At 72.8% G+C, this 25,204-nt stretch carries 30 protein-coding genes and 1 pseudogene; 16 read left to right on the top strand and 15 right to left on the bottom strand.

Annotated features, from left to right (window positions below):
* The first annotated feature begins 2 nt into the window (after positions 1–2).
* Complete coding sequence (locus ACZYRU_RS25010) at positions 3–344, top strand: hypothetical protein (RefSeq protein ID WP_488959820.1); 342 nt, start codon at positions 3–5, stop codon at positions 342–344.
* On the opposite strand, the gene ACZYRU_RS25015 is transcribed toward ACZYRU_RS25010, so the two are convergent.
* Positions 273–1,520 carry a benzoate/H(+) symporter BenE family transporter gene (locus ACZYRU_RS25015; protein ID WP_488959821.1) on the bottom strand — a complete coding sequence of 416 codons (1,248 nt, stop codon included), beginning with the start codon at positions 1,518–1,520 and terminating at the stop codon, positions 273–275. The two genes, ACZYRU_RS25010 and ACZYRU_RS25015, sit on opposite strands and share 72 nt — an antisense overlap.
* A gap of 189 nt (positions 1,521–1,709) precedes the next feature.
* Here ACZYRU_RS25015 and ACZYRU_RS25020 point away from each other — a divergent pair, with 189 nt between their 5' ends.
* Genes ACZYRU_RS25020 through ACZYRU_RS25040 form a run of 5 tightly spaced genes read left to right on the top strand, consistent with a single transcriptional unit; the run spans position 1,710 to position 5,729 of the window.
* The gene (locus ACZYRU_RS25020) at positions 1,710–2,621 is read left to right on the top strand and encodes a LysR substrate-binding domain-containing protein (RefSeq protein ID WP_488959822.1); all 912 of its coding nucleotides are present in this window, start codon (positions 1,710–1,712) and stop codon (positions 2,619–2,621) included.
* 8 nt (positions 2,622–2,629) lie between these two features.
* Positions 2,630–3,733 carry a mandelate racemase/muconate lactonizing enzyme family protein gene (locus ACZYRU_RS25025; RefSeq protein WP_488959823.1) on the top strand — a complete coding sequence of 368 codons (1,104 nt, stop codon included), beginning with the start codon at positions 2,630–2,632 and terminating at the stop codon, positions 3,731–3,733.
* A gap of 33 nt (positions 3,734–3,766) precedes the next feature.
* The gene (gene catA / locus ACZYRU_RS25030; protein ID WP_488959824.1) at positions 3,767–4,618 is read left to right on the top strand and encodes a catechol 1,2-dioxygenase; all 852 of its coding nucleotides are present in this window, start codon (positions 3,767–3,769) and stop codon (positions 4,616–4,618) included.
* Positions 4,618–4,893 (top strand): muconolactone Delta-isomerase, encoded by a 276-nt coding sequence (gene catC / locus ACZYRU_RS25035; RefSeq protein WP_488959825.1) that lies wholly within the window; start codon positions 4,618–4,620, stop codon positions 4,891–4,893. Before catA ends, catC begins: the two co-directional genes overlap by 1 nt.
* Positions 4,893–5,729 carry an alpha/beta fold hydrolase gene (locus tag ACZYRU_RS25040; RefSeq protein WP_488959826.1) on the top strand — a complete coding sequence of 279 codons (837 nt, stop codon included), beginning with the start codon at positions 4,893–4,895 and terminating at the stop codon, positions 5,727–5,729. The genes catC and ACZYRU_RS25040 overlap by 1 nt, the downstream gene beginning before the upstream one ends.
* Here the strand turns inward: ACZYRU_RS25040 and ACZYRU_RS25045 are convergent.
* Positions 5,666–7,948, bottom strand: a complete 2,283-nt coding sequence (locus ACZYRU_RS25045; RefSeq protein ID WP_488959827.1) for an arylsulfatase — start codon at positions 7,946–7,948, stop codon at positions 5,666–5,668. The genes ACZYRU_RS25040 and ACZYRU_RS25045 overlap by 64 nt on opposite strands.
* Before the next feature lie 23 nt (positions 7,949–7,971).
* On the opposite strand from ACZYRU_RS25045, the gene ACZYRU_RS25050 reads away from it, so the two are divergent.
* Positions 7,972–8,412 (top strand): MarR family winged helix-turn-helix transcriptional regulator, encoded by a 441-nt coding sequence (locus tag ACZYRU_RS25050; RefSeq protein ID WP_488959828.1) that lies wholly within the window; start codon positions 7,972–7,974, stop codon positions 8,410–8,412.
* A 5-nt stretch (positions 8,413–8,417) separates the two neighbouring features.
* Here the strand turns inward: ACZYRU_RS25050 and ACZYRU_RS25055 are convergent, their stop codons facing one another.
* Positions 8,418–9,347, bottom strand: coding sequence for a bile acid:sodium symporter family protein (locus ACZYRU_RS25055; RefSeq protein WP_488959829.1), 930 nt, complete (start codon positions 9,345–9,347; stop codon positions 8,418–8,420).
* 273 nt (positions 9,348–9,620) lie between these two features.
* Entirely contained in the window at positions 9,621–9,923 is a 303-nt protein-coding gene (locus tag ACZYRU_RS25060; RefSeq protein WP_203045803.1) for a chorismate mutase, read from the bottom strand.
* A 283-nt stretch (positions 9,924–10,206) separates the two neighbouring features.
* Between ACZYRU_RS25060 and ACZYRU_RS25065 the strand changes: the two genes are divergently transcribed.
* Complete coding sequence (locus ACZYRU_RS25065) at positions 10,207–11,565, top strand: TrpB-like pyridoxal phosphate-dependent enzyme (RefSeq protein WP_488959830.1); 1,359 nt, start codon at positions 10,207–10,209, stop codon at positions 11,563–11,565.
* Between the two features lie 55 nt (positions 11,566–11,620).
* Here the strand turns inward: ACZYRU_RS25065 and ACZYRU_RS25070 are convergent, their stop codons facing one another.
* Complete coding sequence (locus ACZYRU_RS25070; protein ID WP_488959831.1) at positions 11,621–13,027, bottom strand: MFS transporter; 1,407 nt, start codon at positions 13,025–13,027, stop codon at positions 11,621–11,623.
* A 62-nt stretch (positions 13,028–13,089) separates the two neighbouring features.
* On the opposite strand from ACZYRU_RS25070, the gene ACZYRU_RS25075 reads away from it, so the two are divergent.
* The 4 genes from ACZYRU_RS25075 (at position 13,090) to ACZYRU_RS25090 (ending at position 15,902) form a co-directional block, all read left to right on the top strand.
* The gene (locus tag ACZYRU_RS25075) at positions 13,090–13,581 is read left to right on the top strand and encodes a PadR family transcriptional regulator (protein ID WP_488959832.1); all 492 of its coding nucleotides are present in this window, start codon (positions 13,090–13,092) and stop codon (positions 13,579–13,581) included.
* Positions 13,582–13,650: 69 nt separating this feature from the next.
* Positions 13,651–14,127, top strand: a complete 477-nt coding sequence (locus tag ACZYRU_RS25080) for a GNAT family N-acetyltransferase (protein ID WP_488959833.1) — start codon at positions 13,651–13,653, stop codon at positions 14,125–14,127.
* A complete protein-coding gene (locus ACZYRU_RS25085) occupies positions 14,055–15,236 on the top strand; it encodes an RtcB family protein (protein WP_488959834.1) in 1,182 nt (393 codons plus the stop codon). Before ACZYRU_RS25080 ends, ACZYRU_RS25085 begins: the two co-directional genes overlap by 73 nt.
* A 48-nt stretch (positions 15,237–15,284) precedes the next feature.
* The gene (locus ACZYRU_RS25090) at positions 15,285–15,902 is read left to right on the top strand and encodes an HD domain-containing protein (RefSeq protein ID WP_488959835.1); all 618 of its coding nucleotides are present in this window, start codon (positions 15,285–15,287) and stop codon (positions 15,900–15,902) included.
* On the opposite strand, the gene ACZYRU_RS25095 is transcribed toward ACZYRU_RS25090, so the two are convergent.
* Together ACZYRU_RS25095 and ACZYRU_RS25100 are read right to left on the bottom strand one after the other, a co-directional pair.
* Positions 15,891–16,637, bottom strand: coding sequence for a hypothetical protein (locus ACZYRU_RS25095; RefSeq protein WP_488959836.1), 747 nt, complete (start codon positions 16,635–16,637; stop codon positions 15,891–15,893). The genes ACZYRU_RS25090 and ACZYRU_RS25095 overlap by 12 nt on opposite strands.
* On the bottom strand, positions 16,634–16,948 hold the full coding sequence (locus tag ACZYRU_RS25100) for a hypothetical protein (protein ID WP_488959837.1): 315 nt from the start codon (positions 16,946–16,948) through the stop codon (positions 16,634–16,636). The genes ACZYRU_RS25095 and ACZYRU_RS25100 overlap by 4 nt, the downstream gene beginning before the upstream one ends.
* A gap of 94 nt (positions 16,949–17,042) precedes the next feature.
* Here ACZYRU_RS25100 and ACZYRU_RS25105 point away from each other — a divergent pair, with 94 nt between their 5' ends.
* Positions 17,043–17,405 carry a DUF8819 family protein gene (locus tag ACZYRU_RS25105; RefSeq protein ID WP_488959838.1) on the top strand — a complete coding sequence of 121 codons (363 nt, stop codon included), beginning with the start codon at positions 17,043–17,045 and terminating at the stop codon, positions 17,403–17,405.
* Between the two features lie 9 nt (positions 17,406–17,414).
* Here ACZYRU_RS25105 and ACZYRU_RS25110 read toward each other — a convergent pair whose 3' ends face one another.
* Positions 17,415–18,104: a GntR family transcriptional regulator gene (locus ACZYRU_RS25110; RefSeq protein WP_488959839.1), complete on the bottom strand. Its 690-nt coding sequence runs from the start codon at positions 18,102–18,104 to the stop codon at positions 17,415–17,417.
* Positions 18,105–18,236: 132 nt separating this feature from the next.
* Between ACZYRU_RS25110 and ACZYRU_RS25115 the strand changes: the two genes are divergently transcribed.
* On the top strand, positions 18,237–18,854 hold the full coding sequence (locus ACZYRU_RS25115) for an alpha-ketoglutarate-dependent dioxygenase AlkB (RefSeq protein WP_488959840.1): 618 nt from the start codon (positions 18,237–18,239) through the stop codon (positions 18,852–18,854).
* Here the strand turns inward: ACZYRU_RS25115 and ACZYRU_RS25120 are convergent, their stop codons facing one another.
* The 6 genes from ACZYRU_RS25120 to ACZYRU_RS25145 form a co-directional block, all read right to left on the bottom strand.
* Positions 18,855–19,253: a VOC family protein gene (locus ACZYRU_RS25120; protein WP_488959841.1), complete on the bottom strand. Its 399-nt coding sequence runs from the start codon at positions 19,251–19,253 to the stop codon at positions 18,855–18,857. It abuts the gene before it with no gap.
* A 48-nt stretch (positions 19,254–19,301) separates the two neighbouring features.
* Positions 19,302–20,048, bottom strand: a complete 747-nt coding sequence (locus tag ACZYRU_RS25125; RefSeq protein ID WP_488959842.1) for a hypothetical protein — start codon at positions 20,046–20,048, stop codon at positions 19,302–19,304.
* 9 nt (positions 20,049–20,057) lie between these two features.
* The gene (locus ACZYRU_RS25130; protein WP_488959843.1) at positions 20,058–20,849 is read right to left on the bottom strand and encodes a 3'(2'),5'-bisphosphate nucleotidase CysQ; all 792 of its coding nucleotides are present in this window, start codon (positions 20,847–20,849) and stop codon (positions 20,058–20,060) included.
* A gap of 59 nt (positions 20,850–20,908) precedes the next feature.
* On the bottom strand, positions 20,909–21,511 hold the full coding sequence (gene pth / locus ACZYRU_RS25135; protein ID WP_488959844.1) for an aminoacyl-tRNA hydrolase: 603 nt from the start codon (positions 21,509–21,511) through the stop codon (positions 20,909–20,911).
* A gap of 95 nt (positions 21,512–21,606) precedes the next feature.
* Positions 21,607–22,218 carry a 50S ribosomal protein L25/general stress protein Ctc gene (locus ACZYRU_RS25140; RefSeq protein ID WP_488959845.1) on the bottom strand — a complete coding sequence of 204 codons (612 nt, stop codon included), beginning with the start codon at positions 22,216–22,218 and terminating at the stop codon, positions 21,607–21,609.
* A gap of 220 nt (positions 22,219–22,438) precedes the next feature.
* On the bottom strand, positions 22,439–22,870 hold the full coding sequence (locus tag ACZYRU_RS25145; protein ID WP_488959846.1) for a MarR family winged helix-turn-helix transcriptional regulator: 432 nt from the start codon (positions 22,868–22,870) through the stop codon (positions 22,439–22,441).
* A 79-nt stretch (positions 22,871–22,949) separates the two neighbouring features.
* Here ACZYRU_RS25145 and ACZYRU_RS25150 point away from each other — a divergent pair, with 79 nt between their 5' ends.
* Positions 22,950–23,585 (top strand): maleylpyruvate isomerase family mycothiol-dependent enzyme, encoded by a 636-nt coding sequence (locus tag ACZYRU_RS25150; protein ID WP_488959847.1) that lies wholly within the window; start codon positions 22,950–22,952, stop codon positions 23,583–23,585.
* 84 nt (positions 23,586–23,669) lie between these two features.
* Complete coding sequence (locus ACZYRU_RS25155; RefSeq protein ID WP_488959848.1) at positions 23,670–24,836, top strand: ATP-binding protein; 1,167 nt, start codon at positions 23,670–23,672, stop codon at positions 24,834–24,836.
* A gap of 181 nt (positions 24,837–25,017) precedes the next feature.
* Here the strand turns inward: ACZYRU_RS25155 and ACZYRU_RS25160 are convergent.
* Positions 25,018–25,204 (bottom strand): annotated as a pseudogene (locus ACZYRU_RS25160) (hypothetical protein); the annotation flags it as partial.

A 25,204-nucleotide genomic window follows, 5' to 3' on the forward strand; every position in this document is an offset into this window, starting at 1 on the left:
CGATGACCACGGACGCCGCACCCCGCCGCCGCCGGCACCTGATGGACCCGGCGAACCCGGTCCGTCCGGTCAACGACCGCGCCCTGACGAACGTGCAGCGGTGGGTGATGTCGACGCTCATGGTCTTCACCACCGCTCACCTCGCCGCCGGGATGGTCGTCGCCGCGCTCGAGATCGACCCCTCGGCGACCGCCGCCCGCGCCGGCCTCAACGTCATCGCCGGCGCGTTCATGGCCATCGCCGTCGTCGCGGGCCGGGCGATCCACCACCGCTCAGCGCTCACCTGGTGGCTGCTGACGGCTCCGCTCACGACCGCTGTCGGGGCCTGGCTGACCTTCCGGTGAGCGCCGGCCGGTGAGCCAGGTCGCCACGACCCCGGTGACCAGCCCCCAGAAGGGCGCACCCAGCGAGAAGAAGGTCACGCCGGATGCGGTGACCAGGAAGGTCAGCAGCGGCGCGGTGACGTCGGGCCCGGCAAAGGCCGTGGCGAAGGCGCCCTGCAGTGCCCGGAGCAGGGCCAGGCCGGCGAGGGCCGCGACGAACGCCGCCGGTGCGGCGCCGAGCAGCGCCACGGCGAGGGGCGCGAGCACGCCGAAGCAGATCGCGACCAGGCCGCACACGATGCCGGCGGCATAGTGGCGCTCGCGCCGGCCGGACGCCGTCAGCAGCGCGTTGGTCGGCCCGGTCAGGCAGCTGCTGATCGCGCCGATCGCGGCGGCCGGCACGGACACCAGGCCGCACGCGACGGTGACGAACCGCATCGGCGCGCGGTGGCCGGCCGCCGCCAGGACCGCCATTCCCTGGGCGTTCTGGACGAACACGACGGTGACCGCGAGGGGCAGCACGAGCTCTGCGGCCGCTGCCCAGGAGAAGGTCGGCGCCTGCAGGACGGGTACGGCGAGGACGCTGTCCGGCCACGCGACCGGGCCACCGGTGCCGGTGACGACGACTGCCGCGGCGCCGACGAGGACGGCCGCGACGACGGGCGGCAGCACCGCGCGGGCCCGCGGCACGAGCGCGACCGCGACGAACGCGAGCACCATCGGTACGGCGACCCGGGCCGTCGCACCGAGGGCGGAGACGAGCCCGGTCCCGAAGCCGAGGAACACCCCCGCCACCATCGCCATCACCACCGGCGTCGGCAGCGCGGCCATCAGGCGGTCGACGCGACCGACCGCGCCCAGCCCGACGAGCAGCAGCGCGGTCAGCAGGTAGGCCCCGAGCACGTCGGACCACGGCAGGTGACCGGCCGCCTGCCCGACGAGGGCGGTGCCGGGGATGGTCCAGAAGAAGGCAAGTGGCTGGCGGTACGCCCAGCACGCGAGCACGGTCAGCACACCGTTGAGCACGAAGACCCCGAAGATCCACGAGCTCACCAGGTCCGGCGCGAGACCCGCGCTCGCCGCCGCCGTCAGGATCACCGCCACCGGGCCGGTCATCGCGAAGATCGCGCCGACGACGCCGTTCGCGACCTCGGTCGGGCCGAGGTCGCGGACGACTCCCCGCGCGCTCGGCCCCATGACCGAAGCGAACCAGACCGCGACCGCACCCACGACCGGAACCGCCGCAAGGATTCATAATCCTGAGTTATGAATCCTCGAACTATTGGTCTTTGTGCTTCTGGATCGACCGGATCTAGCGTGGTGGGACCGCGTGACGACCACCACACCGGCGTCGTCACCGGGCCGGCCGACAGGAGGAGGTGACCCATGGATCTCAAGCAGCTGCGCTACTTCGACGCCGTCGCCGAGACCTGTCACTTCGGCCGGGCGGCCGAGCGTCTCCACCTCGCCCAGCCCGCGCTCTCCCAGGCCGTACGACGCCTCGAGGCCGAGCTCGACGTGCTGCTCCTGGCCCGCACGACTCGCCAGGTCAGCCTGACGCCGGCCGGCGAGTTCTTCCACCGCGAGGTGCGTCGGATCCTCGCCGACCTCGACGCCTGCGTGGTCGGCACCCGCAGCATCGCCGAGGGCAGTCGCGGGTTGCTCCGGGTCGGGTTCACCGGCACCAGCGCGTTCACCCAGCTGGCTCGGCTCTCCCGCATCGTCCGGTCGGCGCTCCCGGGTGTCGCGCTCGAGGTGCAGGCCGACCTGCTCACCCCGGGCCAGGTCGAGCGGCTGGTCGACGGCCGCCTCGACCTGGGCGTGCTGCGCGGCCCGGTCGCCGAGCCCGGCATCGAGACCCGGTCGCTGCTGCAGGAACCACTGGTGCTCGCCCTCCCCGCCGACCACCGGCTCGCCGCCGAGCCCGCGCTCGAGGTCGTCGACGTCTCCGCCGACGAGTTCGTCGCGTACGCCGACACCCGCTCGGCGGTCAACGAGGCGATGGTGTCGAGCTGCCTGCGCGCCGGCTTCTCCCCCAACATCACCCACCGCGCCCCCGGCACTGCCGCGCTGCTCGCCCTCGTCGCCGCCCAGCTCGGCGTCGCGCTCGTGCCCGAGTCGGTGCGCAGCATGCAGCTGCAGGGCGTCGTGTTCCGCGACGTCGCCGACGCCGCGACCATCGACCTCTCCCTCGCCTGGCGCGCGGACGACGCCTCGGCCCTGGTGGCCGGCGCGCTCGACGTGCTCGACCGCAACGGGTTCTTCACCGCCGCTCCCACCCCGATCACCGCCTCCTGAGGACTCCCATGAAGATCACCGCGATCGAGGCGATCCCCTTCCGGATCCCCTACGTCAAGCCGCTGAAGTTCGCCAGCGGCGAGGTCCACGTGGCCGACCACGTGCTGGTCCGCGTGCACACCGACGACGGGGTGGTCGGGGTCGCCGAGGCGCCGCCGCGACCGTTCACGTACGGCGAGACTCAGCGCGGGATCCTCGCGGTGATCGAGACGATCTTCGCCCCGCAGGTCGTCGGCCTGGCGCTCACCGATCGCGAGCAGATGGCCGCACTGATGGGCCGCACGGTCGGCAACCCGACCGCGAAGGCCGCGATCGACATGGCTGTCTGGGACGCGCTGGGCCGCACCCTCGGGCTGCCCGTCTCCGAGCTGCTCGGCGGCTACACCGACCGGATGCGGGTCTCCCACATGCTCGGCTTCGACCAGCCGGCCGCGATGGTCGACGAGGCCGAGCGGATGCGCGACGTCCACGGCATCACCACCTTCAAGGTCAAGGTCGGTCGCCGCCCGGCCGCCCTCGACGTCGCCGTCGTCCGCGCGCTGCGCGAGGGCCTGGGCTCCGACGTCGTCCTGTACGTCGACGGCAACCGCGGCTGGACCGCGTCGGAGTCCGCACGGGCGATGCGGCAGATGGCCGACCTCGACCTGGCCTTCGCCGAGGAGCTGAGCCCCGCCGACGACGTGCTCGGCCGGCGCTGGCTGGTGCAGCAGCTCGACGTACCGTTCATCGCCGACGAGTCGGCCACCACGCCGGCCGAGGTGACCCGCGAGGTGCTCGGTGGCTCGGCCACCGCACTTTCCATCAAGACCGCCCGCACGGGGTTCACCGGCTCGCAGCGGGTGCTCCACCTCGCCGAGGGACTCGGCCTCGAGGTGGTCATGGGCAACCAGATCGACGGCCAGCTCGGCTCGATCTGCTCCGTCGCGTTCGGCGCCGCCCACCAGCGCAGCAGCCTGCACGCCGGCGAGCTGTCCAACTTCCTCGACATGAGCGACGACCTGCTCACCGAGCCGCTCCGCATCGAGAACGGCGAGCTCGCCCTGCGCCCCGGCGCAGGTCTCGGCGTCGAGATCGACGACGACAAGCTCCGCCGCTACCGCACCGACTCCTGACCCGCACCACCCCAACCCGAGAGGACACCCGCCATGACCACCGAGGTCGCCACCGCCGCCGCTTCCGGCGCCAGCGCCACCGAGCGCTTCCACTCCGACAAGTCGCCCTTCGCCGCCGTCGCCGGTACGCCGCCCGAGCGGGTCGACCGGCTCGCCCGCCGCGTGCTCGACGCGGTCTACGAGACCGTCCGCGAGGAGAAGGTCACCTACGACGAGTTCAACGCGCTCAAGGCGTGGATGATCGGTGTCGGCGAGGACGGCGAGTGGCCGCTCTTCCTCGACGTGTGGCTCGAGCACGTCGTCGAGGACGTCAACACGGCCCACCGCGAGGGCAACAAGGGTTCCATCGAGGGCCCCTACTACGTCCCGAACGCACCCGAGCACGGCAGCAAGGGCACCATCGACATGCGCGATGGTGAGTCCGGCACCCCGCTCGTGTGGACCGGCACGGTCACCTCCACCGACGGCACCGTCCTCGAGGACGCGCTCGTCGAGCTCTGGCACGCCGACGCCGACGGCTTCTACTCGCAGTTCGCCCCGGGCATCCCGGAGTGGAACCTGCGTGGCAACTTCCGCACCGACGCCGCAGGCGGCTTCGAGATCCGCACGATCCAGCCGGCGCCGTACCAGATCCCGACCGACGGCTCCTGCGGCAAGCTGATCGCCGCCGCCGGCTGGCACGCCTGGCGACCCGCGCACCTGCACGTGAAGGTCTCGGCGCCCGGCCACGAGCTGCTCACGGCCCAGCTCTACTTCCCCGGCGACGAGCACAACGACGACGACATCGCCTCGGCCGTGAAGCCGGAGCTGGTGCTCGCTCCCGTCGCCCAGGCCGACGGCTCGGTCGCCGTCGACTACGGCTTCGTGCTCGACCCGGTGCGCTGATGCTCTTCTGCGTCCGGATGGACGTCTCGATCCCGCGCGACCTCGATCCTGCCGAGAGGGAGGACACGGTCGCGCGGGAGAGGGCGTACTCCCAGGAGCTGCAGCGCACCGGCGAGTGGGCGCACATCTGGCGCATCGTCGGGCTGTACTCCAACATCAGCATCTTCGACGTCGCCTCGAACGCGCGCCTGCACGAGATCCTGTCGAACCTGCCGCTGTTCCCCTACATGCGGATCGAGGTCACCCCGTTGACCGAGCACCCGTCGGCGATCTGATGCTGCCCTCGATCGCGGTGCGCCACCTGTCCGGCCGGCCGGCCCGGCCGCTGCTGGTCGTCGGCCCGTCCCTCGGTACGACGGTCGACCGGCTCTGGGGTCCCGTGGCGTCCCGGCTCCCCGGCTGGAACGTGCTCGGCTGGGACCTCCCCGGCCACGGCGCGAGCCCTGCGGTCGACCGGCTGACGCCGGGCTTCTCCCCGGCCGGGCTGGCCGCGGCAGTGCTCGCAGCGGTGTCCGAGGTGGCCGGTCGCGACGTGCCGTTCGCGTACGCCGGCGACTCGGTCGGCGGCGCCGTCGGGCTCCAGCTCGCGCTCGACCACCCCGAGCGGGTCACGTCGCTGGCCGTGCTGTGCAGCGAGGCCGCCTTCGGCACCTGGCCCACGTGGCCGGAGCGGGCCGCCCTGGTCCGCGCCGAGGGGATGGCGCCGATGGTCGCCTCCTCCCCGGGCCGCTGGTTCGGGTCCCTCGTCGGCGAGGCGGACGGGCGCCGCGACGCCGCGGCCACCGACCTCGCCGCGGTCGACCCCGAGAGCTACGCCCGCGTGTGCGAGGCGCTCAGCGGCTTCGACGTGCGCTCGCGGCTGGCTGCCGTGGGCGTTCCCCTGCTCGCCGTCGCCGGCGCCGACGACCTCGCGACACCGCCTGCGGTGATGGCCGAGCTCGCGGCCGCCGTACCGGACGGGCGGCTGGAGGTGCTGCCGGGCGTCGGCCACCTGGCGCCGTACGAGGCGCCGGAGGAGGTCGCCGCCCTGCTGCGGGAGCACCTCGCTCACTCCGAACGCAGCAGCGCCTCCAGCCGGGCTCGCTCGACATCCAGCTCCGCCAGCGCCTGACCTCCGGTGAAGGTCACGCTCGTCAGGCCGCCGGTCCACCGGAACGGCGGCGCGTAGTCGTCACTGACGGGGAAACCCGCGTCGTGGCCCAGGCGCAGCCCGCCGCCGCCGATCTGGATCCCGCTGGCCCCCATGCCCTGCGGGAACGACGCACGCGCGACCTCCTCGCCGTCGACCAGGAGGATCCCCTCCGGCCCGGCCAGCCGGAACCCGACCGCGTGCGGTCCGGGGGCCAGCGGGGCGGCCGACGCGACGGCGTACGGCGTGCTGGTGACGTTGAGCAGGAAGCGCGGGCAGCCGCCGACGACGACCAGCGCCCAGCCGTTGGACCAGTCGCCGATCGCGGCGAGCACGCCCTCGGCGCCCGCATCGGGGACGACGACCGCCGCCTCGACCAGTGCACCCAGGGCCAGTGACGGGACCGCCTCGTCGGCCACCGGGTTGCCGCCGGGACGCACCACGAGCCGCTCGGGCACCGGCCACAGCGGCGGCTCGATGCCGGGCAGGTGGCCGTAGAGCCCGTCGGTCATCGGGAACACCTGGTTGGCCTCGGCCTCCGCCTCCCAGCGGGCCTCCAGCTCGGCCACCACGTCGGGGTGCTGGTCCGCGAGGTCGTGGGCCTCGGAGAAGTCGTCGTCCATCCGGAACAGGCACCAGCGGTCGGTGTCGAAGTCCCGGCTGCCGGGGATCAGCCGCTCGTCGTCGACGCCCGTCGAGACGTGGTCGGTCGTCGCCTTCCAGCCGTCGTGGATGATCGAGCGGGAGCCGAGCATCTCGAAGTACTGGGTCGTGCGGGGCGAGGGTGCCGCGGCGTCGCGGATCGTCGACACGAGCGAGGCGCCGGCCATCGGCTGCTGGGCCACGCCGTCGACCTGCTCCGGTGCGGCCACCCCGCACAGGTCGAGGATCGTGGGCGCGAGGTCGACGACGTGGCACCACTGCTCGCGGACATCCCCGGCCGCGGCGACACCGCGTGGCGGCTTGAGGACCATCGGAACACGGACGCCGCCGAGCCAGGAGTAGCGCTTCCACAGGTGGAACGGGGTGTTCCCGGCCCAGGCCCAGCCCCACGGGTAGTGGTTGTAGCCACGCCAGCCGCCGATGTCGTCGATGGCCTCGAGGTTGTCGTCGAGGTCGTCGGCGACGCCGAACCCGAACCGGTGCTCGTTGAGCGAGCCGACCCGGCCGCCCTCGGCGCTCGCACCGTTGTCGGAGGTGAGCACGATCATCGTGTCGTCGAGGATCCCCATCTCCTCCAGCGCGTCGACCAGCCGGCCGAGGTGGTGGTCGAAGTGGGCGATGAAGCCGGCATGCGCCTCGGCGTACCTCGCGAACAGGCGGCGCTCGTCCTCGCCGACCTCTGCCCAGTCCTGCACCCACTCCGGCCGCGGAGGCAGGGTGGTGCCGGCCGGTACGACGCCCGCGGCGACCTGCCGCGCGAAGGTCCGCTCGCGGACCGCCTCCCAGCCGTCGTCGAAGCGGCCGGCGTACCGCTCGATCCACTCGGCGGGGACCTGGTGCGGTGCGTGCCCGGCACCGGGAGCGAGGTACATCAGGAACGGCTTGTCGGGGGCGGCGTGCTTCTGGTCGCGCACCATCCGCACGGCTTCGTCGACCAGGTCCTCGGTGAGGTGGTAGCCCTGCTCCGGCGTCGCCGGCGGCTCGACCGGCGAGTTGTCGCGGTAGAGCGTCGGGGTCCACTGGTTGGCGTCGCCGTGGAGGAAGCCGTACCAGCGCTCGAAGCCCTGCCCCAGCGGCCAGGTGCCGAACGGACCGGCTGCGGTGCGGTCGTTGCGGGGCGTGAGGTGCCACTTGCCGACGGCCATCGTGTTCCAGCCGGCGTCACGCAGGATGCGGGGCAGGGTGGCAGCGGTTGCGGGGATCCGCCCGCTGTAGCCGGGATAGCCGGTCGGCATGTCGGCCAGGAACCCGATGCCGACCGCGTGCGCGTTGCGGCCGGTCAGCAGCGACGCGCGGCTGGGCGAGCACATCGCGGTCACGTGGAAGCGGTTGTAGCGCAGGCCCTGCCCGGCGATCCGGTCGACCGTCGGGGTGTCGATCTCGCCGCCGAAGGTCCCGAGCTGACCGAACCCGATGTCGTCGAGCAGGACGACCAGCACGTTCGGCCTGCCGGCCGGGCGCGGGCGTGGCGGGTGGTACGGCGCGGAGCCGGCCGCCGTACGGGCGATGACGGGTCCGGCCAGGGGGGTCTCGCTCACGCGCTGGCTCCTACGATGCTCGGGTGACGGATTTCGGCGTGCTGCTCAGCCTCGCGGGCGTCGTGTTCGTCGACGCCCTGCACGAGCGGCTGGCCGCAGCGGGGTTCGAGGAGTTCACGGTCCGCAGCGGGTGGGTGCTGCGCACGCTCGGCGACGACGAGCTGAGCCTGCGCGACCTGGCCGAGCGGATGGACCTCAGCAGCCCCGGCACCCTCAAGGCGATCGACCCGATGCTGAGGGCCGGCTACCTCGAGCGCACCGGAACGAGCGACCGGCGGGTGCGTGCGGTCCGGGTCACCGAGCGGGGACGCGCGGCGCTCGCCTGCGCCACCGCCTTCCACGCCGAGTTCGAGGCGGGCCTCGCCGACGCGGTCGGCGCGGACGACGCGGCCGCCACCCGGCGCGGACTGGAGTCGCTGGTCGAGCGCGGCTCGGCGCACCTGCCCCGCGCGCTCACGACGTAGCGAGTTCATCGGACCGGCTCGGCGACGGGCGCGGACCGGCGGCGCCACAGCGTCGACAGGGTCAGGCCCGCGAGCACGTCCCACAGTCCCCAGAAGGCGACCACCAGCGCGACGCCGCCGAGCTGGTCGAAGTAGGCCAGCGCGAGGACCAGGCCCACCGCGGTGTTGCGCACGCCCATCTCGAAGCTCATCGCCCGCACCCCGGCCGGCGGGAGCCGCAGGGACCGGCCCACGGCGTACCCGATGAGCAGGAGGACCGCGTTCTGCGTGATCGCCGGCAACGCGACCTCGCCCAGGTGCTCGACGATCATGCTGCCGCGGCTGGCCAGGCCGGCCACGATGATCAGGAGCAGCACGAGCAGGACCGCGACCTCGACCGGGCGCCGGCACCGCGCCGCGAGGTCGGGGCGCCGCGCAGCCACGACCAGCCCGATCACGAACGGCAGTCCGATGAGCAGCGCCACCTCGACGCCCATCTCGACCGGGTCGAGCCGGATGTCGTGGAGCAGCGCGTCGGCCGCCGGGTGGCGCGCGGCCCAGAACGCGAACGCGACCGGGGTCGCGAGCACGGCCACCACGTTGGAGCAGGTGGTCAGCGCGATCGACAGCGCGACGTCACCCTGCGCGCGGTGGGTCAGCAGGTTGGAGAGGTTGCCCGCGGGGCAGCAGGCGATCAGGAGCATCCCCAGCGCGACCGAGCCGCCGACGTCGAGCGCCCGGCACAGCATCAGGGTGACCGCGGGCAGCACGGCGAACTGCGCCACGAGCCCGACGACCAGCACGAGCGGCCGGCGCAGCACCGCCCGCAGGTCGGACGGCTTGGTGTCGAGGGCGATGCCCAGCAGGAAGACGGCGATCAGCACCTTGATCGCCGACTGCGGCCCCTCGCCGAGCGACAGGCGAAGGGCGTCCAGGTCGGACGCGGCGACGTACATCGGGGCCCTCCTCCGCGATTTCGTTAACCGCAGTTAAGCATACCTGCGCGCCCTTGTAACTAAGGGTTACGTCACGAAAACAGGCACCACAGCACCCGGGTAGCAGCAACAACGCCCGGGGAGATCGCGCATCGATCCACCCACCCCGGGTCGTCCGAACAGACCGAGCCTGCCCAGCGGCGCGGACCGACTACCCGGGCGCAATTGCCACTACCCGGGCGTTGTGACACCGGAATTCGACCTGTAACCCTTAGTTACAAGCCCCGGCGAGCGTCAGTCCTCGTTCTCCTCGGCGAACTGCTCGTGGTTGCGGATGACCTCCGCGATGATCACGTTGAGGATCTTCTCGGCGAAGTGCGGGTCCAGCCCCGAGCTCTCCGCCATCGACCGCAGCCGCGCGATCTGGACCGCCTCGCGAGCGGGATCGGCCGGTGGCATCGCGGCACGCGCCTTGAGGCGACCGACCGCCTCGGTGCACTTGAACCGCTCCGCCAGCAGGTGCACGAGGGCGGCGTCGAGGTTGTCGATGCTCGACCGGAGTCGGTGGAGCTCGGCCCGGGCGTCGTCAGCACTCACACCCCGAATCCTGCCCTACGAGGCGCGGTCGATCGAGGTCAGCGTCCGACAGGCGAGGCACCGGCGTCCGACAGGCGGCACCGCGCAGCTCGCGCAGTAACACGCTGTCCACGCGACTTCCCGGCGGTTGTCAGCAGCAGAGGCCCCGATTTCGGCTGTTTCCCGCGGACAAGCGACAGGTAGACGGGTGGACGGCGTGTTACTGCGGTGCGGACGGCCGGAGCAGCCGCACGGGGCAGGCCTAGGATCCGAGGTCCGAGGACCCGACCCGAGAGGATGCCCCATGAGCGACGACCAGGTGATGTACACCCTCGCGCCGGAAGAGCAGCCGACCCGCTGGTACAACATCGTCGCCGACCTGCCGACGCCTCCCCCGCCGCCGCTGCACCCGGGGACCCACGAGCCGGTCGGACCGGACGACCTGGCGCCGCTGTTCCCGCCGGAGCTGATCGCGCAGGAGGTCACCGCCGAGCGGTACGTCGACATCCCGGAGCCGGTCCTCGACGTCTACCGGCAGTACCGGCCGAGCCCGCTGTACCGCGCCCGCCGCTGGGAGGAGAAGCTCGGTACCAGCGCCCGGATCTACTACAAGTACGAGGGCGTCTCGCCGGCCGGCTCGCACAAGGTCAACACGGCCGTGCCGCAGGTCTACTACAACAAGATCAACGGCATCACCCGCCTGACGACGGAGACCGGCGCCGGCCAGTGGGGCACGGCGCTGTCGTACGCCAGCGCACTGTTCGGCGTGAGCTGCGAGGTGTGGCAGGTCGGGGCGTCGTACGACACCAAGCCGCAGCGCCGCACCCTGATCGAGGTGTTCGGCGGCACGGTGCACCGCTCGCCGAGCAGGCTGACCGAGTCGGGCAAGGCGTTCCCCGACGAGCACCCGGGCTCGCTCGGCATCGCGATCTCCGAGGCGGTCGAGGTCGCGGCGCAGGACCCGGAGGCCAAGTACGCGCTGGGCTCGGTGCTCAACCACGTGCTGCTCCACCAGACGGTCATCGGCGAGGAGGCGCTGCTCCAGCTGGCCAAGGCCGGCGAGACCGGGGCCGACCTGGTCGTCGGCTGCGCCGGCGGCGGCTCGAACTTCGCCGGCCTCGCGTTCCCGTTCCTGCGCGAGAAGCTGGCCGGCAACCAGGCGCCGCGGATCCTCGCGGTCGAGCCGAGCTCGTGCCCGACGCTGACCCGTGGCGAGTACCGCTACGACTTCGGCGACACCGCCGGCCTCACGCCGCTGATGAAGATGCACACGCTCGGCCACGACTTCGTCCCGTCGCCGATCCACGCCGGCGGCCTGCGCTACCACGGCATGGCGCCGCTGGTCTCGCACGCCGTCAACGAGGGCCTGATCGACGCGGCCGCACTGCACCAGAGCGAGTGCTTCGAGGCCGCCGTCGAGTTCGCCCGCACCCAGGGCATCGTCCCGGCGCCCGAGTCGTCGCACGCCCTGGCGCAGGTACGCCGTGAGGCGCTCGCCGCGACCGAGGCCGGCACCTCGCCGGTGATCGTGGTCGGCCTGTCCGGCCATGGTCTGCTCGAGCTCGGCGCCTACGAGAGCTTCCTCAGCGGCAAGCTCGAGGACGACCCGCTGTCGGACGCCGATCTCGCGGAGGCGCTCGCCAACGTGCCGGTGGTCGGCTGACGCACGACACGGACGGCCCGGGAGACGCGACGCGTCTCTCGGGCCGTCCCGCTTCTCAGGCCGCGACGGGCTCGGGCGCCACCGGCAGGCGGCGACGCACCCCCGCCAGGGCAATCGCGGCGGCCAGGGCACCCGCACCCGCGACCCAGGCGATCGCCCAGCCGGTCCCGGACGCGGAACCGTCGGTCGCCGAACGGCTGCGGTACAGCGCATCGGCCGCGGCCAGCGCGACCGCTCCGACGACCTGTCGCCCGAGCAGCAGCGTCCCCATCGCCGCAGCGAGGTCCCGGGGCGCGACGGTCCGCGACAGCGCGATCTGCAGGCCCGACAGCTGCGGCCCCATGCCGAGCCCCAGCACGGCCATGGCCACGAGCGGCACCAGGCCCGAGGACGACGTACCGAGGGCGAGGAAGGCGAGCGCGCCGACCCCCGTCACCGCGCTGGCGGCAAGCAACGGCATACGCAGCGCTCCGCTGCTGACGAGCACCGCTCCGACGTTGACGCCCACGAGCAGCGCGACGAGGAGCGGGTAGACACGGACGCCAGCCCCGGTCGCATCGACCCCGCCGTCGTGCTGGTACCAGCGCGGGACGAGGAGGACGCACGCGTACAGGCCGGTGGTCGCGAAGGCGCCCGCGACCAGCAGCCGGCGCGACGCCGCGTCGGCGAGCAGCCTGAGCGGCACGATCGGCGCCGCAGCGGTGGCCTCGACCCGGAGGAACACGACGATGACCAGGACACCGCACAGGAGCGCGCCACCGGTGGACGGCAGCAGCCAGTCGCCGAGCTGCTGGTGCCGGTTGAGGGCGACCAGGAGCGCGCCGATGCCGACGACGAGGCAGCCGATGCCGGCGAGGTCGACATCGACCCGACGGGACTCGGTGCGCCCGAAGGACGCCGGCAGCGAGCGGACGAGCAGCACCATGGCGACCAGGCCGACGGGGACGTTGACCAGGAACGCCCATCGCCAGCCGACGTGGTCCGTCAGCAGTCCGCCGATCAGCGGACCCGCGACGAAGCTGAGCGCCATGACCGCGGAGATCGCGGCCTGCCCCGCTCCCCTCCTGCTGTCACGGGCGAGCTCGTTGACGACCAGGAAGCTCAGCGCCTCAAGGGCCGCACCCCCGGCCCCCTGGGTGGCACGGCCCGCCACCAGGACGGGCATCGAGCCGGCGCCGGCGCAGATCGCCGAGCCTGCCACGAACAGGCCCATGCCGATCAGCAGCATGTCGCGGCGACCGGTCCGGTCCGAGAGTCGGGTCGCCACGGGCAGCAGCACGGTCGCCGGAACGAGGTAGCAGGTGAAGGCCCAGACATACCAGGACGGACCGCCGAGGTCGCTCACGATCCGCGGCAGGGCGGTGCCGACGATGGTCTGGTCGAGCATGGCGAGCAGGAGCCCGGCGACCACGGCGGCCCAGAGCAGGGCCCGCCGGCGCGGGGCGAGATCAGGTGCATTCACATGTCGAAAATGACATGTCAATTTAGACATGTCAAAACTGACGGCACCAGTAGGCTCAGGTCATGTCGTTGCGCCACGCGATCCTCGGCCTGCTGGCCCGCAAGCCCTCGACGGGCTACGAGCTCTCGGGCATGTTCGACGTCTCGCTGCGCTCGGCCTGGCACGCGCGGCACAGCCAGATCTACCCCGAGCTGGCCCGCCTCGAGGCGGGCGGACTGGTCGAGGTCGTCGACCGCGGCCCTCGCGGCAGCAAGACCTACGCCCTCACCGACGACGGCCGGAGCGAGCTGCGCCGCTGGCTCGTCGACGACGAGCCCGACCGGTCGCAGCGCAACGAGAGCGCCGTGCGGCTGTTCCTCAACCAGCTCCTCGCCCCTGCCGACCGCAGGCAGGTCTTCGCCCGCGACCTCGAGCACGTCGAGGCCGAGACGGCGGCGCTGCTCGACCTGCACGAGCGGATGGACGCCGACGAACCCTTCGCCGCCCAGGTCGACCTGGGCCTGCGGATCAACGAGGTGCTCGCCGCCTGGCTGCGCGAGCAGGCTGAGCGCTGAGGCGGGCACCGCGGCCTGGCCGACTGGTGGTCGCCCGAGGGGACCGCGCAGGCGATCGCCGCCGGTCTGGTGCTCGTGTCCGAGTCGGACGGGCAGGTGAGCGGCGTGGCGACGTACTCGGTCGACGGCGACGTCGTCGACATCTGGAAGCTGTACGTCGTGCCCGTGGCGCAGGGCACGGGCGCCGGGACGGCACTGCTTGCCGCGGTCGTGGCGGGACCCGGCCGTGACGCGAGCGAGATCCGGCTGGCGCACATGGCCGGCAACGAGCGGGCCCGCGCGTTCTACGAGCACCACGGGTTCGTCGAGACCCATCGCACCGCCGACGAGCTGGGCGGCCCGGACAGCGTCTGGATGCGGCTACCGCTGGACAAAATGACGTGCGCAACGCATTTCCGGGCACCTAGCCTCGTGCGCCGGTCCGCACCCGGCGGACCCGGGACACGAGAAGGGCCACGACGCAGGACACCACGATGGACAAGATCACCCCGAAGCTCCTCAGCTGGGCTTCGATCCTCGAGCAGGGCACGCGCGACCAGGCGGTGACGACGGCGACCATGCCGTTCATCCACCCCCACCTCGCGCTGATGCCGGACGCCCACCTGGGCCTGGGTGCGACGGTGGGTTCGGTCATCCCGACCCTCGGCGCGATCATCCCGGCCGCGGTCGGCGTCGACATCGGCTGCGGCATGATCGCCGTGCGCACCCGGTTCACCACCGACCAGCTGCCCGCCGAGCGGCGACCGCTGCGGGAGGCCATCGAGCGGGCGGTCCCGCTCTCGGCCGGCGCCGCCAACCGCACGATCAGCAGGGAGCACACCGAGCGGCGGCTCGCCGAGCTCACGACGCTGGCCGAGCAGGCGGGCTTCGAGCCCGGCCGGTACGTCAAGCAGTGGGACCTGCAGCTGGGCACGCTCGGGTCCGGCAACCACTTCATCGAGGTGACCGTCGACGAGGAGCAGCGGGTCTGGCTGTTCCTGCACTCGGGGTCGCGGGGCGTCGGCAACAAGATCGCGCAGAAGCACATCAAGGTCGCCCGCGACCTCTGCGCGAAGTGGTGGATCGAGCTCCCCGACAAGGACCTCGCGTACCTCGCCGAGGGGACCGACGAGTTCTGGGCCTACATCCGCGAGATGCGGTGGGCGCAGCGCTACGCCCTGCTCAACCGCGAGGAGATGATGGACCGGGTCGTCCGGCAGTTCGCCGAGTGGGTCGGCCTCGGGTCGGCCGACGAGCTCGAGCGCGTCGAGGAGATCAACTGCCACCACAACTACACCGAGCAGGAGCGCCACTTCGGCAAGGACGTGTGGCTGTCGCGGAAGGGCGCGATCAACGCGGAGCAGGGCCGGCCCGGCCTGATCCCGGGATCGATGGGGACGGCGTCGTACGTCGTCAGCGGACGCGGCAACCCGGTCGCGCTCAACTCGGCGCCGCACGGCGCGGGCCGGGAGTACTCCCGGTCGAAGGCCCGCCGGACCTTCACCCGTGAGCAGCTGCGGGAGGCGATGGCGGGCATCGATTACCGCGACACCGACGCGTTCATCGACGAGATCCCGGCGGCCTACAAGGACATCGACCGGGTGATGGCCGACGCGGCCGACCTCGTCGAGGTCCGGCACGTGCTGCGCCAGATCGTGAACGTGAAGGGCGACTGAGGGACCCCAGCGGTGACAGCGGCCGGGGCAGTCGGTTTGAATACCGGGATGGAGGACGACCATCCCAAGGTGACCGACCTGCCCTGGCCGTTGACCGGTGCCGACGCCCTGCGCGACGAGCTGCTGGCGGCCTACGGCGACCCGAGCCGCGGGCACCACGGCACCCGCCACCTCGCCGAGGTGCTGCAGCGGCTCGACGAGCTCGCTGCCGCCGGGGTGGCGTACGACCGCACGCCGGTGCTGCTCGCTGCGTGGTTCCACGACGCGGTGTACGACGGCGAGCGGGACGCCGAGGAGCGCTCGGCTGCCTGGGCCGAGGACACGCTGCCTGCCCACGCCGACGAGGCGACCGTCGCCGAGGTGGCCCGGCTGGTGCGCCTCACCGAGCACCACCGCCCGGAGCCCGACGACGCCAACGGGTGCGCGCTCTCGGACGCCGACCTGTCCATCCTCGCCGCGGCGCAGGAGCGCTACGACGAGTACGTCGCCGCGGTCCGCTCGGAGTACGCCCACCTCGACGACGACGTGTTCGCCGCCGGCCGGGCCGAGGTGCTGCGGGCACTGACCGACACCCCTGCCCTGTTCCGGACCGCCCACGGGCGCAGCGAGTGGGAGCAGACCGCGCGGGCCAACGTCGCGCGCGAGCTCGCCCGGCTACCTGCCTAGCGCTTCCCGGGCGACGTCGGCGACCCGCCTGAGCTCAGCCAGCCGGTCGCGCTGCTCGTCGACCCGGTCGATCACCTCCTCCTTCATCGTGAGGAGCCGGTCGACGATGGCCACCAGCCGGCGGGCGTCCTCGACGAGGTCGGTGACGGCGTCCAGTCCGTGCAACGCCACCTCCGCCCCGAAGACCGCCCAGCCGGTCGGCCCCGCGACCCGGGCGAGCAGCCGGGTCATCAGCCGGGTGCCCTTCTCGACCAGCTCCACGACGAGCTCCTCGACCTCGACGGCCAGCCGCTCGGCGAACCGGGCGACCTCCTCGAACACCGGGACCGCGACAGTCAGCAGCTCGCCGGCGCCGCGTGCGGCCGCAGCGTGCCGCCCCAGGCGGTGCAGGTACGACGCCGCGGCCTCGCCCTCCCAGCACGGGCCGACCGCGAGCGCCAGCCGGGCGGTGGAGGCGGCGTAGCGGGTCAGCGCGGCGTCGACGTACCCGATCGCGGTGGCGTTCTGCCTGATCCGGCGGTAGTCGCCGGTCAGCGGCAGCACGACCAGCTCCTGCAGGCTCTCCTCGGGCAGTCGGCGCAGCCCGCAGCCGAGGTCGTTGAGGACGTCGATGCCCGTGTTGACCGTGTCGCGGATGCGGTCGAAGGTGCGGTCCAACGCCCGGAACTCCGCGTCGTGACGCAGCCGCTCGGGTCCGAGGGCGGGCTCCGGCAGCACCAGTGGCTCGGCGGTCATCCCGCCACCACCGGCACCAGGCCGGCCACGCCGTCGTCGACCGCCCGCAGGTCCAGGCGGGTCAACGCGACGCCGTGCCGCAGGTCGCCCCAGTCGTCGAGCGCGAGGACGCGCAGGTCGCCGAAGCCCTCGGCCAGCAGGTCCATCAGCTCGGCCAGCGGACGCAGCAGGCACAGCGGGCTGGGCGCGAAGCCGGCCCGCTGGCAGACCCAGCGCCCGGCGTACGACGTCAGCTGGGCGACCTGCCCCGCGAGCTCGGCCATCTCGTCGTCGAGCCGGTCCAGGTCGCCCCACACGGCGGACAGGGTCATGGCGGTCCCCTCTCGGTGGCTCCCGCGGGTCGGGAGCGGTGCCGGCTGCAATGCCCCGGACCGCCCCGTCACCAAACCCGCGCACAATGGACCTGTGGACGACAGCGTGATCTTCCGGGCCCGAGCGCAGGTGCTGGCCGACCTGCAGGCCCGCGCCCTCGGTACGCCGGACTCCGTGACCCTGCTCGAGGACGCCTGCTCCGAGCGCCGGTGGTGGCTGCAGCAGTGGCCCGAGGGCGCGCCGTTCATCGCCGGTCTGGTGGCCCAGGACGTGCAGGACGGGCTCGCCGACCGGTTCGGCCGGCAGGCGCGCGAGGGTCTGTGGCCGCGGTGCACCGCCTGCGACGACGCGCCGGTGCACGCGCTGCACATCGAGCCCGACCTCGGCGGCCCCGCCCCGACCTGGGTCTGCGAGGAGTCCGGGATCGAGGTCGCGCCGCTCGGCGGACTCTCCTGATCGGCGGGCTCAGCCGCGCAGCAGCAGGCTGACCGCGTGGTGGTCGCCGCGGTAGACCGTGCGCGAGACCTCGACCACGACCTCCTCCGCACACGCCCGGCGGTCGAGCCGCAGCACCGGCGCTCCGCTCCGCACCTCGAGCAGCGCAGCCTCCTCCGAGCCGGCCGCGCACGCGGCGAGCACGTCCTCGGACCAGGTGGGGCGCAGGCCGCGGTCGCCGAGGTCGTCGTACAGGCTGCTGGGCAGGGCATCGACCAGGCCCGGGACCCGCCGCTCGACGAGGTAGGTCTCCGACAGGCAGACCGGCCGGCCGTCGGCCATCCTCAGCCGCCGCCAGCGCACCAGGGGCGAGCCCGGGGCGACCTGCAGCGCGGTCGCGAGCCCGTCGCCGGCGGCGACCCGCTCGGCGACCAGGGTGCGTGCCTCGGCGACCATGCCACGGCGGGCCATCTCCTCGGTGAAGCCGATGACACCGGTCGCCGTACGACGGGGCGCGGCGACGAACGTGCCCCGACCGGGCACCCGTTCCAGCACTCCTTCGCCGACCAGCGCGTCCAGCGCCTGGCGCACCGTCATCCGGGCGACCCCGAAGCGGTCGACCAGGTCCCGCTCGGAGGGCGCGGCGGTGCCGGGTGCGCTGCCGGCGACCAGGCCCCGGACGTACTCACGGATGGTCACGTGCTTGAGCGAGCGGCTCATCGACCCCCCTTGGTGCTGGCGCGCTGCGCGCCTGAGACTAGGGATCTCCGTGGCGCGCCGTCCCCGGAACGCACGGAATTTTGCCGAGCGCGCCATGCGAACACCTGTTCGATCCGGGGGTATCCTCGGTCCATGACGGTGGACTTCCAGACCAGTCTGTTCGACGCCGCGGCGAGCGAGGTCACCACCGAGCGCCGCGTGCTCAGCGCGGGCGCCTGGGTCGACGTCGCGCGCGACTGGTTGCCCGACGCCGACGAGGTCTTCGCAACCCTGGTCCGCGACGTGCCGTGGCGCGCGGAGCGGCGGGCGATGTACGACCGGGTGGTCGACGTACCCCGACTCGTCTTCACCTACATGATCGGCGACGAGCTCCCCCACCCGGCGCTCACCGCCGCCCGGGAGCGGCTGACACAGCGGTACGCCGCCGAGCTGGGCGAGCCGTTCCGCACCGCCGGCTGCTGCTACTACCGCGACGGGCGCGACAGCGTCGCGTGGCACGGCGACACCATCGGGCGCGGCTCCACCGACGACACCATGGTCGCGATCGTCTCGGTCGGCGACCCGCGCCGGCTGCACCTGCGCCCGCGTGACCCCGAGCGCCGCGACGAGGCGTTCGCGGTCGAGATGGGCCACGGCGACCTGGTGGTCATGGGCGGCTCCTGCCAGCGGACCTGGGAGCACGCCGTGCCCAAGGTCGCCTCGGCCGGACCACGGATCTCCGTGCAGTTCCGGCCGCTCAACGTGTTCTGATCACGCGGAACTGTCGAGCTCGCCCTGCGAGCGGACCACGCAGAACTCGTTGCCCTCCGGGTCGGCGAAGGTGACCCAGCCGCTGCCGGGGCCGTGGATGCCGCGGTGGTCGGCGACCTGCACGGCGCCGTACGCCAGCAGGCGCTCGATCTCCTCGTCGCGGGTTCCCGTGCGCGGGCGCAGGTCGAAGTGCACCCGGTTCTTGCCGACCTTGCGGTCGGGGACCTCGATGAACAGCACCTGGTGGCCGGTGTCGGGGTCGATGATCATGCACTCCTCGTGCCCCGGCAGGTTGGGGTCGCCGGGGAGGTCGGTGTAGCCGAGGACCGGCTTCCACCACTCCGAGAGCTCGTAGGCGTTGGCGCAGTCGACGGTGGTGTGCGAGATGTACGACGTCACGCGCCCACCCTTGCCGGGGAACCGGCGCCCGGGCAACCGGTTTCGGCGTCAGGGGGTCGTCGTCGCCGACGGACTGGGTGTCGCGGAGGGCGCCGGGGTCGGGGTGACCGTCTCGGTCACGGTGGCCGTCTCGGTCGGCGTCGGGGCCTCCGTCGGCGTGGCCGGGGTGGTGGGCTCCGTCGGGGCAGCGGTGCTGGTGGGGTCGGTCGGCGTGGGCGTCGGCGTCGGCGTCTCCTCGGCCGGCAGCTCCTGCTTCTTGTCCTGGCCCTTGCTGCCGCCGTCGCCGAGCACCCCGCCGATCGAGGTCCGGTCCTTGCCGTCGGTGCCGCCGGTGATCGTCGAGACGCTCTTGCCGGCGATCAGCTCGATGGCGCTGATCACCACCAGCGTGAGGACGAAGACGACGGCCGCGAGCATCGCGAGCCGCTTCCACGGCAGTGCGGCCCAGCGACGGCCGAGCGCGGCGACCGGGTCGATCGCCTCGTCGTCCCCGGCCTCGACGAGCTCCGGCTCGACGACCTCGGAGGCCTCGACGTGGCGGTGCGCCCGGGCCGCGTCGCGCTGCAACGCCGCGGCCTGCACCTCGGCCACCCGCCGGCGGCTGGACTCGATGCCCTGCTTGTACAGCGCGGTGCTGACCGTCGCGATGACGCTGCCGAGGGCGGCGCCGATCAGGGTGCCGGCGGCGCCGAGCGTGGAGAGCAGGACGGCGACCGTGACGGCCGCGCCCGCGCCGGCGAAGGTCGCGGGCCAGTCGATCCGCGTCCTGCGCTCCTCGGTGCCTTCGTCAGCCATGCCGAGACGTCAGTCGGTGCCGTTGGCCTTGATGAAGGCGAGGATCTGCTCGGAGAGCTCGGGGCGGCACACGATCACGTCGGGCAGGTAGACGTCGGCCTGGTTGTAGACCAGCTCGCTGCCGTCGACGCGCGAGGTGAACAGGCCCGCGGAGCGCGCGACCGCGACCGGCGCGGCGGAGTCCCACTCGTACTGGCCGCCCGCGTGCACGTAGGCGTCCGCCACGTCGCGCACGACCGACATCATCTTCACGCCGGCCGAGCCCATCGGGACCAGCTCGGCATCGAGCTCCTTCGCCAGCGCCTCGACGAAGGCCGGCGGGCGGGTGCGCGAGACCGCGATCCGCGGCCGCTGCGAGGTGCGGGCCGGGACGACCGGCGGGGTGCCGGTGTTGAAGGTCTCGCCCAGTGCGGGCTGCGCGACGGCGCCGGCGATCAGCCGGCCGTCCTGCCAGAGGGCGACGTGCACGGCCCAGTCGTCGCGCGGCGGCTCGGAGAACTCGCGGGTGCCGTCGAGCGGGTCGACGATCCAGACCTTGGCCGCGGTGAGCCGGGCGTCCTTGTCTGCCGCGCTCTCCAGCGCCTCCTCGGAGAGGACCGCGTCGTCGGGGCGGTACGTCGCCAGCAGGTCCATGAGCAGCACGTGGGCGGCGCGGTCGCCGGCGTCCTTGAGCTCCTTGCCCTCCAGGCCCTCCGTGCGCACCTCGAGCAGACGGCGGCCGGCCTCCTCGGCCAGCCAGGCAGCGAGGCGGTGGTCGTCGGCGACGACCTCGGGAGCGGGGGTTCCGGGCTCGAAAGTCACGCGGTCAGCGTAGTGGGCCGGTCGAAGCCGGGCGCAGTCGTGCCGCTGGGCAGGACACGTCAGGAATTGAACCGCGACTGGGTCTTCTCGAGGCCGTCGGCGATGAGCGACTCGACGGCGTCGGCCGCGGAGTCGATCTGGAACGGCAGCTCCTTGCGCTCCACGGTGCCGTAGTTGGAGAGCACGAAGTCGGCGACCTCCTGGCGACCCGGCGGGCGACCGATGCCGGCCCGGACCCGGTAGAAGTCGCCGGTGCCCAGCGAGGAGCGCATCGACTTGAGGCCGTTGTGGCCGTTGTCGCCGCCGCCCACCTTGATGCGCAGCGTGCCGAAGTCGATGTCGAGCTCGTCGTGGATCGCAATGACCCGGTCGGCGGGGACCTTGTAGAAGGTCGCGAGCGCCTTGACGGGGCCGCCCGACTCGTTCATGTACGAGCGGGACTTGGCCAGCACCACCCGGGGGCTGGCGACACCGGGGGCGCCGAGCCGGCCCTCGACGACGTCGGCGCGGCCGGTCTTGTGGGCGCGGAAGCCGCTGCCCATCCGGCGGGCGAGCTCGTCGACCACCAGGTAGCCGATGTTGTGCCGGTGCCCGGCGTACGACGGGCCGGGGTTGCCGAGCCCGACGACGAGCCAGACGTCGGCGCTGGTCGCGTCAGCCACGAAGGTCTCCTCGTCGGGTGCGGCGGTGCTCCCCGGCGCGGACGTCCGCGCCGGGGAGATCAGTCGGCCCAGGAACCACCTGAGCCGGCTGGTGATCACTCGCTGTCGCCGGCCCCAGCAGCCTCGGCGGCAGCCTCGGCGGCCTCCTCGGCGGTGGGCTCAGCAGCGGCCTGCTCGGTGACGTTGACGACGAGGGTCTCGGCGTCGGTCAGCAGGGTGACGCCCGACGGCAGCGCGATCTGGCCGGCGTGGATCTGGGTGCCGGCCTCGGCGCCCTCGATGCTGACCTCGAACTGCTCGGGGATGTGGGTGGCCTCGGCCTCGACCTGGACGGTCGCGTTCTCGGTGACGACCAGGGTGCCGTTGGCGGCGTCGCCGACGAGGTGCACCGGGACGTCGACGGTGACCTTCTCGCCACGCTTCACGGCGACGAAGTCGACGTGCTCGAGGACGCGGCGGACCGGGTCGACCTGGACCTGCTTGGTGAGGGCGAGCTGCGACTGGCCGTCGAACTCGAGCTCGAGGACGGCGTTGGCGCCACCGTGCTTGATCGCCATCATCGTGTCGTGGCCCGGGAGGGTCAGGTGGACCGGCTCGTTGCCGTGGCCGTAGACGACGGCGGGGATCTTGTTGTCGCGGCGGATGCGGCGGGCGGCGCCCTTGCCGAACTCGGTGCGGACCTCGGCCTGGATCTTCTCGGTGCTCATGGGGATCTCCTGATCGTCGCGTGGTGGTGGCGGCTGCTCGGAGACGAGAAACGCCGCGCTTCCCTCACCCGGTGACCGGCAGGGCGCGCGGCGTCATGAAAGACGAACCGGCCCAGTCGATCACGGAGTCACAGAAGCGGGAGCTCCCTCGCCGAGGCAACCGGAGAAGACTACTCGCGGAAGCAGGGACTGGCGAAATCGTCGCCGCCATCACTGCCCGTCACAGGTACGGGTCGGTGATCTCGCGCAGGTCGCTCAGCGCCGCCCGGAGTGCCGCCATCCGCTCGGCGCCCAGGTGTCGCGTCCACTCGCGTGCGATCGCCCGTTCCTCGCGGCGCGCGACCCGCTGCACGTCGCGCCCGCGCGGCGCGATCACCACGAGCCGGGCCCGGGCATCGGCGGGGTCCGGTACCCGCTCGACGTACGCCGCTCGCTCGAGCTGGTCGACCAGCACGCTCGCGCTCTGCTTGGTGATCCGCGCCTGCTCGGCCAGCTCGGTCACCCGGATCCCCTCGTCGCTCAGCCGGGCGGCGACCCGGCCCATGGCCGGCGTGATGTCGCTGAAGCCGGCGGCAGCGACGGCGTCGGAGACCCGCTGCTCGACGTACCGCGCACCGATGAACATCAGCAGCGCCGGGTGCGGCTCGGACATCGCGGCCTCCACGGGTCTTGACGAAGTGGTCAGTCAGGCTGACCATATCAGTCAGGGAGACTGACCAATGGGAGTCGACATGGACAAGGCCACGACCTGGGCGCACATCCACGCCGAGCGCGCCGCGCTCGCCGCCACGCTGGCCGACCTCGACCTTGCAGACTGGGCGCACGACACGCTCTGCCCCGGCTGGACCGTCCACGACGTCGCGGCCCACGTCATCTCCACCCCGCAGATCGGCTGGGCCCAGATGCCCGGGATGACCGTGCGCAACCTCGGCCGCGGCTACAACGCGATGATCTACCGCGAGGTGAAGCGGCTCGGCGCGCGCGAGACCCGGGAGAGCATCCTCGGCGACTTCGAGAAGTTCTCGACCAGCACCCACCACGTCCCGACGACCACCTCGGTCGAGCCCCTGATCGACGCCCTCCTCCACCACCAGGACATCGTTCGACCGCTCGGTCAGCAGCGCACCATGGCGCCCGAGGCGGCGGCAGTCGCCGCCGACCGCGTACGACGCCTCGCCTTCCTCATGGGGTCCGGCAAGCTGGTGCGCAGCGTCCGGATGGTCGCCACCGACATCGACTGGACCCGCGGCTCCGGACCCACGATCACCGGACCGATCCAGGAGCTGCTGATGCTCGCGTCCGGCCGGGCGCCCGACCCGGACCTGGTGAGCGGGGACGGGCTGGCGGCGGTCGCCGCCCGCCCCTGAGACCCCGTCGCGCCTCCACCTGATGGCCTGATACCGCTTTATACTTCGGCTAAGTATAAAGACGTATCACGCGCGGGAGGCGGCATGCCGAGCAACCCCTACACCCCCGGTCAGGTCCCCCGGATCCTCGCCGGCCGGGCCGTGGAGATGCGCCGGATCGAGGGCCTGCTGGCCCGAGTGGCGACGTACGGCGAGCTCGGCGGCCCGCTCATGGTGTTCCACGCACCGCGCGGCATCGGGAAGACGTCGCTGCTGCGTGCCGCGCAGCGCGGTGCCGTCGAGTCCGGGTTCGTCACCGCATGGGTGGCGTGCTCCCGGCAGCAGCCGGTCCTCTCCGCGATCGCGCACAGCGTCGCGCGGGCGCTCGAGCGCGCGGACGCCGTACCCACGGGCAACCGGTGGCGTGGCCAGCTCGAGCGGCTGACCGTCGAGGTCGGCCTGCCCGGGGCGAAGGTGCAGGCCGAGGTCGCCCGCAAGGAGGCAGCGACCGCTCCCCCGCAGGCCGCGATCGGCATGCTGGAGTCGCTGCTCCACGACGCGTCGGCGTCGGTCCGTGCGCACGGCGGGGCCGGGCTCTTCCTGCTGCTCGACGAGCTCCACACCGCCTCGGCCGACGAGATGTCGGTGCTGCTCAACACGCTGCAGAACCTCGACGGCGAACGCACCGAGAACCCGCTCGCCACCGTCGCGGCCGGCCTGCCTGTCACCCCCGAGGCCCTCACCCGGGCCGCGACCTTCGGCGAGCGCAGCACCTTCGTCTCGCTCGACGTGCTGTCCGACGACGACGCCCGCGCCGCGCTCGTCGCCCCGGCCCAGGCCGAAGGAGTCGCCTGGACCGACGGTGCGCTCGCCGCTGTCGTGACCGAGTCGCGCGGCTACCCGTACCTGCTCCAGCTCCTCGGCTCCACCACCTGGGACGCCGCCGCCCCCGACGCCGGCACCCGGCTGACGCTCGCCCATGTCAAGCGCGGCCTGCCCGTCGCCCGCGACCAGCTCGCCGCGATGCACCGCGCCCGCTGGGGCGCCGCCTCGCGCCTCGAGCAGCGCGTCCTCGCCGCCATGGCCGCCGCCGGCGACGGCAACGTCACCCGTGCCGCGATCGCCGCCGGCATGGGCGTCGACTCCCGCGCCATCAGCGTCCCCCGGGAGCGGCTGATCGAGAAGGGGGTCATCGAGCCCGTCGGTCACGGCCTGGTGCGGTTCACGCTCCCCGGCTTCGGAGCGTTCGTCAGGAGCTTGGACGACGCCTGACCGCCCGGCCGAGTGATCACGATCAGCTGAAGGTCATGCGTTCACGCACGACACGGGGCTGGACCCGTCGGGCGCCCCGCGTGATCTGGACTGAGCGGAGCGAGCGAGGAACGAGCGAGCGCAGCGAGGGAAGATCACGCGCCGAAGGGCGCCCGACATGCGCGAGACGCTTCTATGGTTGTCAAGCAGCCAACGGCACGTCGTGTCCGGGTTCCGCGGGGTTCGCGTTGACGTGCAGGGCCCGGAACAGCTGGCGGGCGATGTAGCGCTTGAGGCAGCGACGGATCCGGGCCTTGCTGAGCCCCTCGCTGGTGCGGCGTTCGACATAGACGATGGTGGCCGGGTCGTAACGCATCCGGGTCCGCGCG

The sequence above is a fragment of the Nocardioides sp. F233 genome (genome assembly GCF_057813895.1).

Coding starts and splice junctions, on each gene's coding strand:
- catA (WP_488959824.1), top strand. CDS start 3,767: ATGACCACCGAGGTCGCCACCGCCGCCGCTTCCGGCGCCAGCGCCACC.
- ACZYRU_RS25085 (WP_488959834.1), top strand. CDS start 14,055: ATGGACAAGATCACCCCGAAGCTCCTCAGCTGGGCTTCGATCCTCGAG.
- ACZYRU_RS25090 (WP_488959835.1), top strand. CDS start 15,285: ATGGAGGACGACCATCCCAAGGTGACCGACCTGCCCTGGCCGTTGACC.
- ACZYRU_RS25075 (WP_488959832.1), top strand. CDS start 13,090: ATGTCGTTGCGCCACGCGATCCTCGGCCTGCTGGCCCGCAAGCCCTCG.
- ACZYRU_RS25040 (WP_488959826.1), top strand. CDS start 4,893: ATGCTGCCCTCGATCGCGGTGCGCCACCTGTCCGGCCGGCCGGCCCGG.
- ACZYRU_RS25145 (WP_488959846.1), bottom strand. CDS start 22,870: ATGTCCGAGCCGCACCCGGCGCTGCTGATGTTCATCGGTGCGCGGTAC.
- ACZYRU_RS25015 (WP_488959821.1), bottom strand. CDS start 1,520: ATGGGGCCGAGCGCGCGGGGAGTCGTCCGCGACCTCGGCCCGACCGAG.
- ACZYRU_RS25150 (WP_488959847.1), top strand. CDS start 22,950: ATGGACAAGGCCACGACCTGGGCGCACATCCACGCCGAGCGCGCCGCG.
- ACZYRU_RS25155 (WP_488959848.1), top strand. CDS start 23,670: ATGCCGAGCAACCCCTACACCCCCGGTCAGGTCCCCCGGATCCTCGCC.
- ACZYRU_RS25125 (WP_488959842.1), bottom strand. CDS start 20,048: ATGGCTGACGAAGGCACCGAGGAGCGCAGGACGCGGATCGACTGGCCC.
- ACZYRU_RS25100 (WP_488959837.1), bottom strand. CDS start 16,948: ATGACCCTGTCCGCCGTGTGGGGCGACCTGGACCGGCTCGACGACGAG.
- ACZYRU_RS25095 (WP_488959836.1), bottom strand. CDS start 16,637: ATGACCGCCGAGCCACTGGTGCTGCCGGAGCCCGCCCTCGGACCCGAG.
- ACZYRU_RS25110 (WP_488959839.1), bottom strand. CDS start 18,104: ATGAGCCGCTCGCTCAAGCACGTGACCATCCGTGAGTACGTCCGGGGC.
- ACZYRU_RS25025 (WP_488959823.1), top strand. CDS start 2,630: ATGAAGATCACCGCGATCGAGGCGATCCCCTTCCGGATCCCCTACGTC.
- ACZYRU_RS25020 (WP_488959822.1), top strand. CDS start 1,710: ATGGATCTCAAGCAGCTGCGCTACTTCGACGCCGTCGCCGAGACCTGT.
- ACZYRU_RS25055 (WP_488959829.1), bottom strand. CDS start 9,347: ATGTACGTCGCCGCGTCCGACCTGGACGCCCTTCGCCTGTCGCTCGGC.
- catC (WP_488959825.1), top strand. CDS start 4,618: ATGCTCTTCTGCGTCCGGATGGACGTCTCGATCCCGCGCGACCTCGAT.
- ACZYRU_RS25140 (WP_488959845.1), bottom strand. CDS start 22,218: ATGAGCACCGAGAAGATCCAGGCCGAGGTCCGCACCGAGTTCGGCAAG.
- ACZYRU_RS25010 (WP_488959820.1), top strand. CDS start 3: ATGACCACGGACGCCGCACCCCGCCGCCGCCGGCACCTGATGGACCCG.
- ACZYRU_RS25115 (WP_488959840.1), top strand. CDS start 18,237: ATGACGGTGGACTTCCAGACCAGTCTGTTCGACGCCGCGGCGAGCGAG.
- ACZYRU_RS25065 (WP_488959830.1), top strand. CDS start 10,207: ATGAGCGACGACCAGGTGATGTACACCCTCGCGCCGGAAGAGCAGCCG.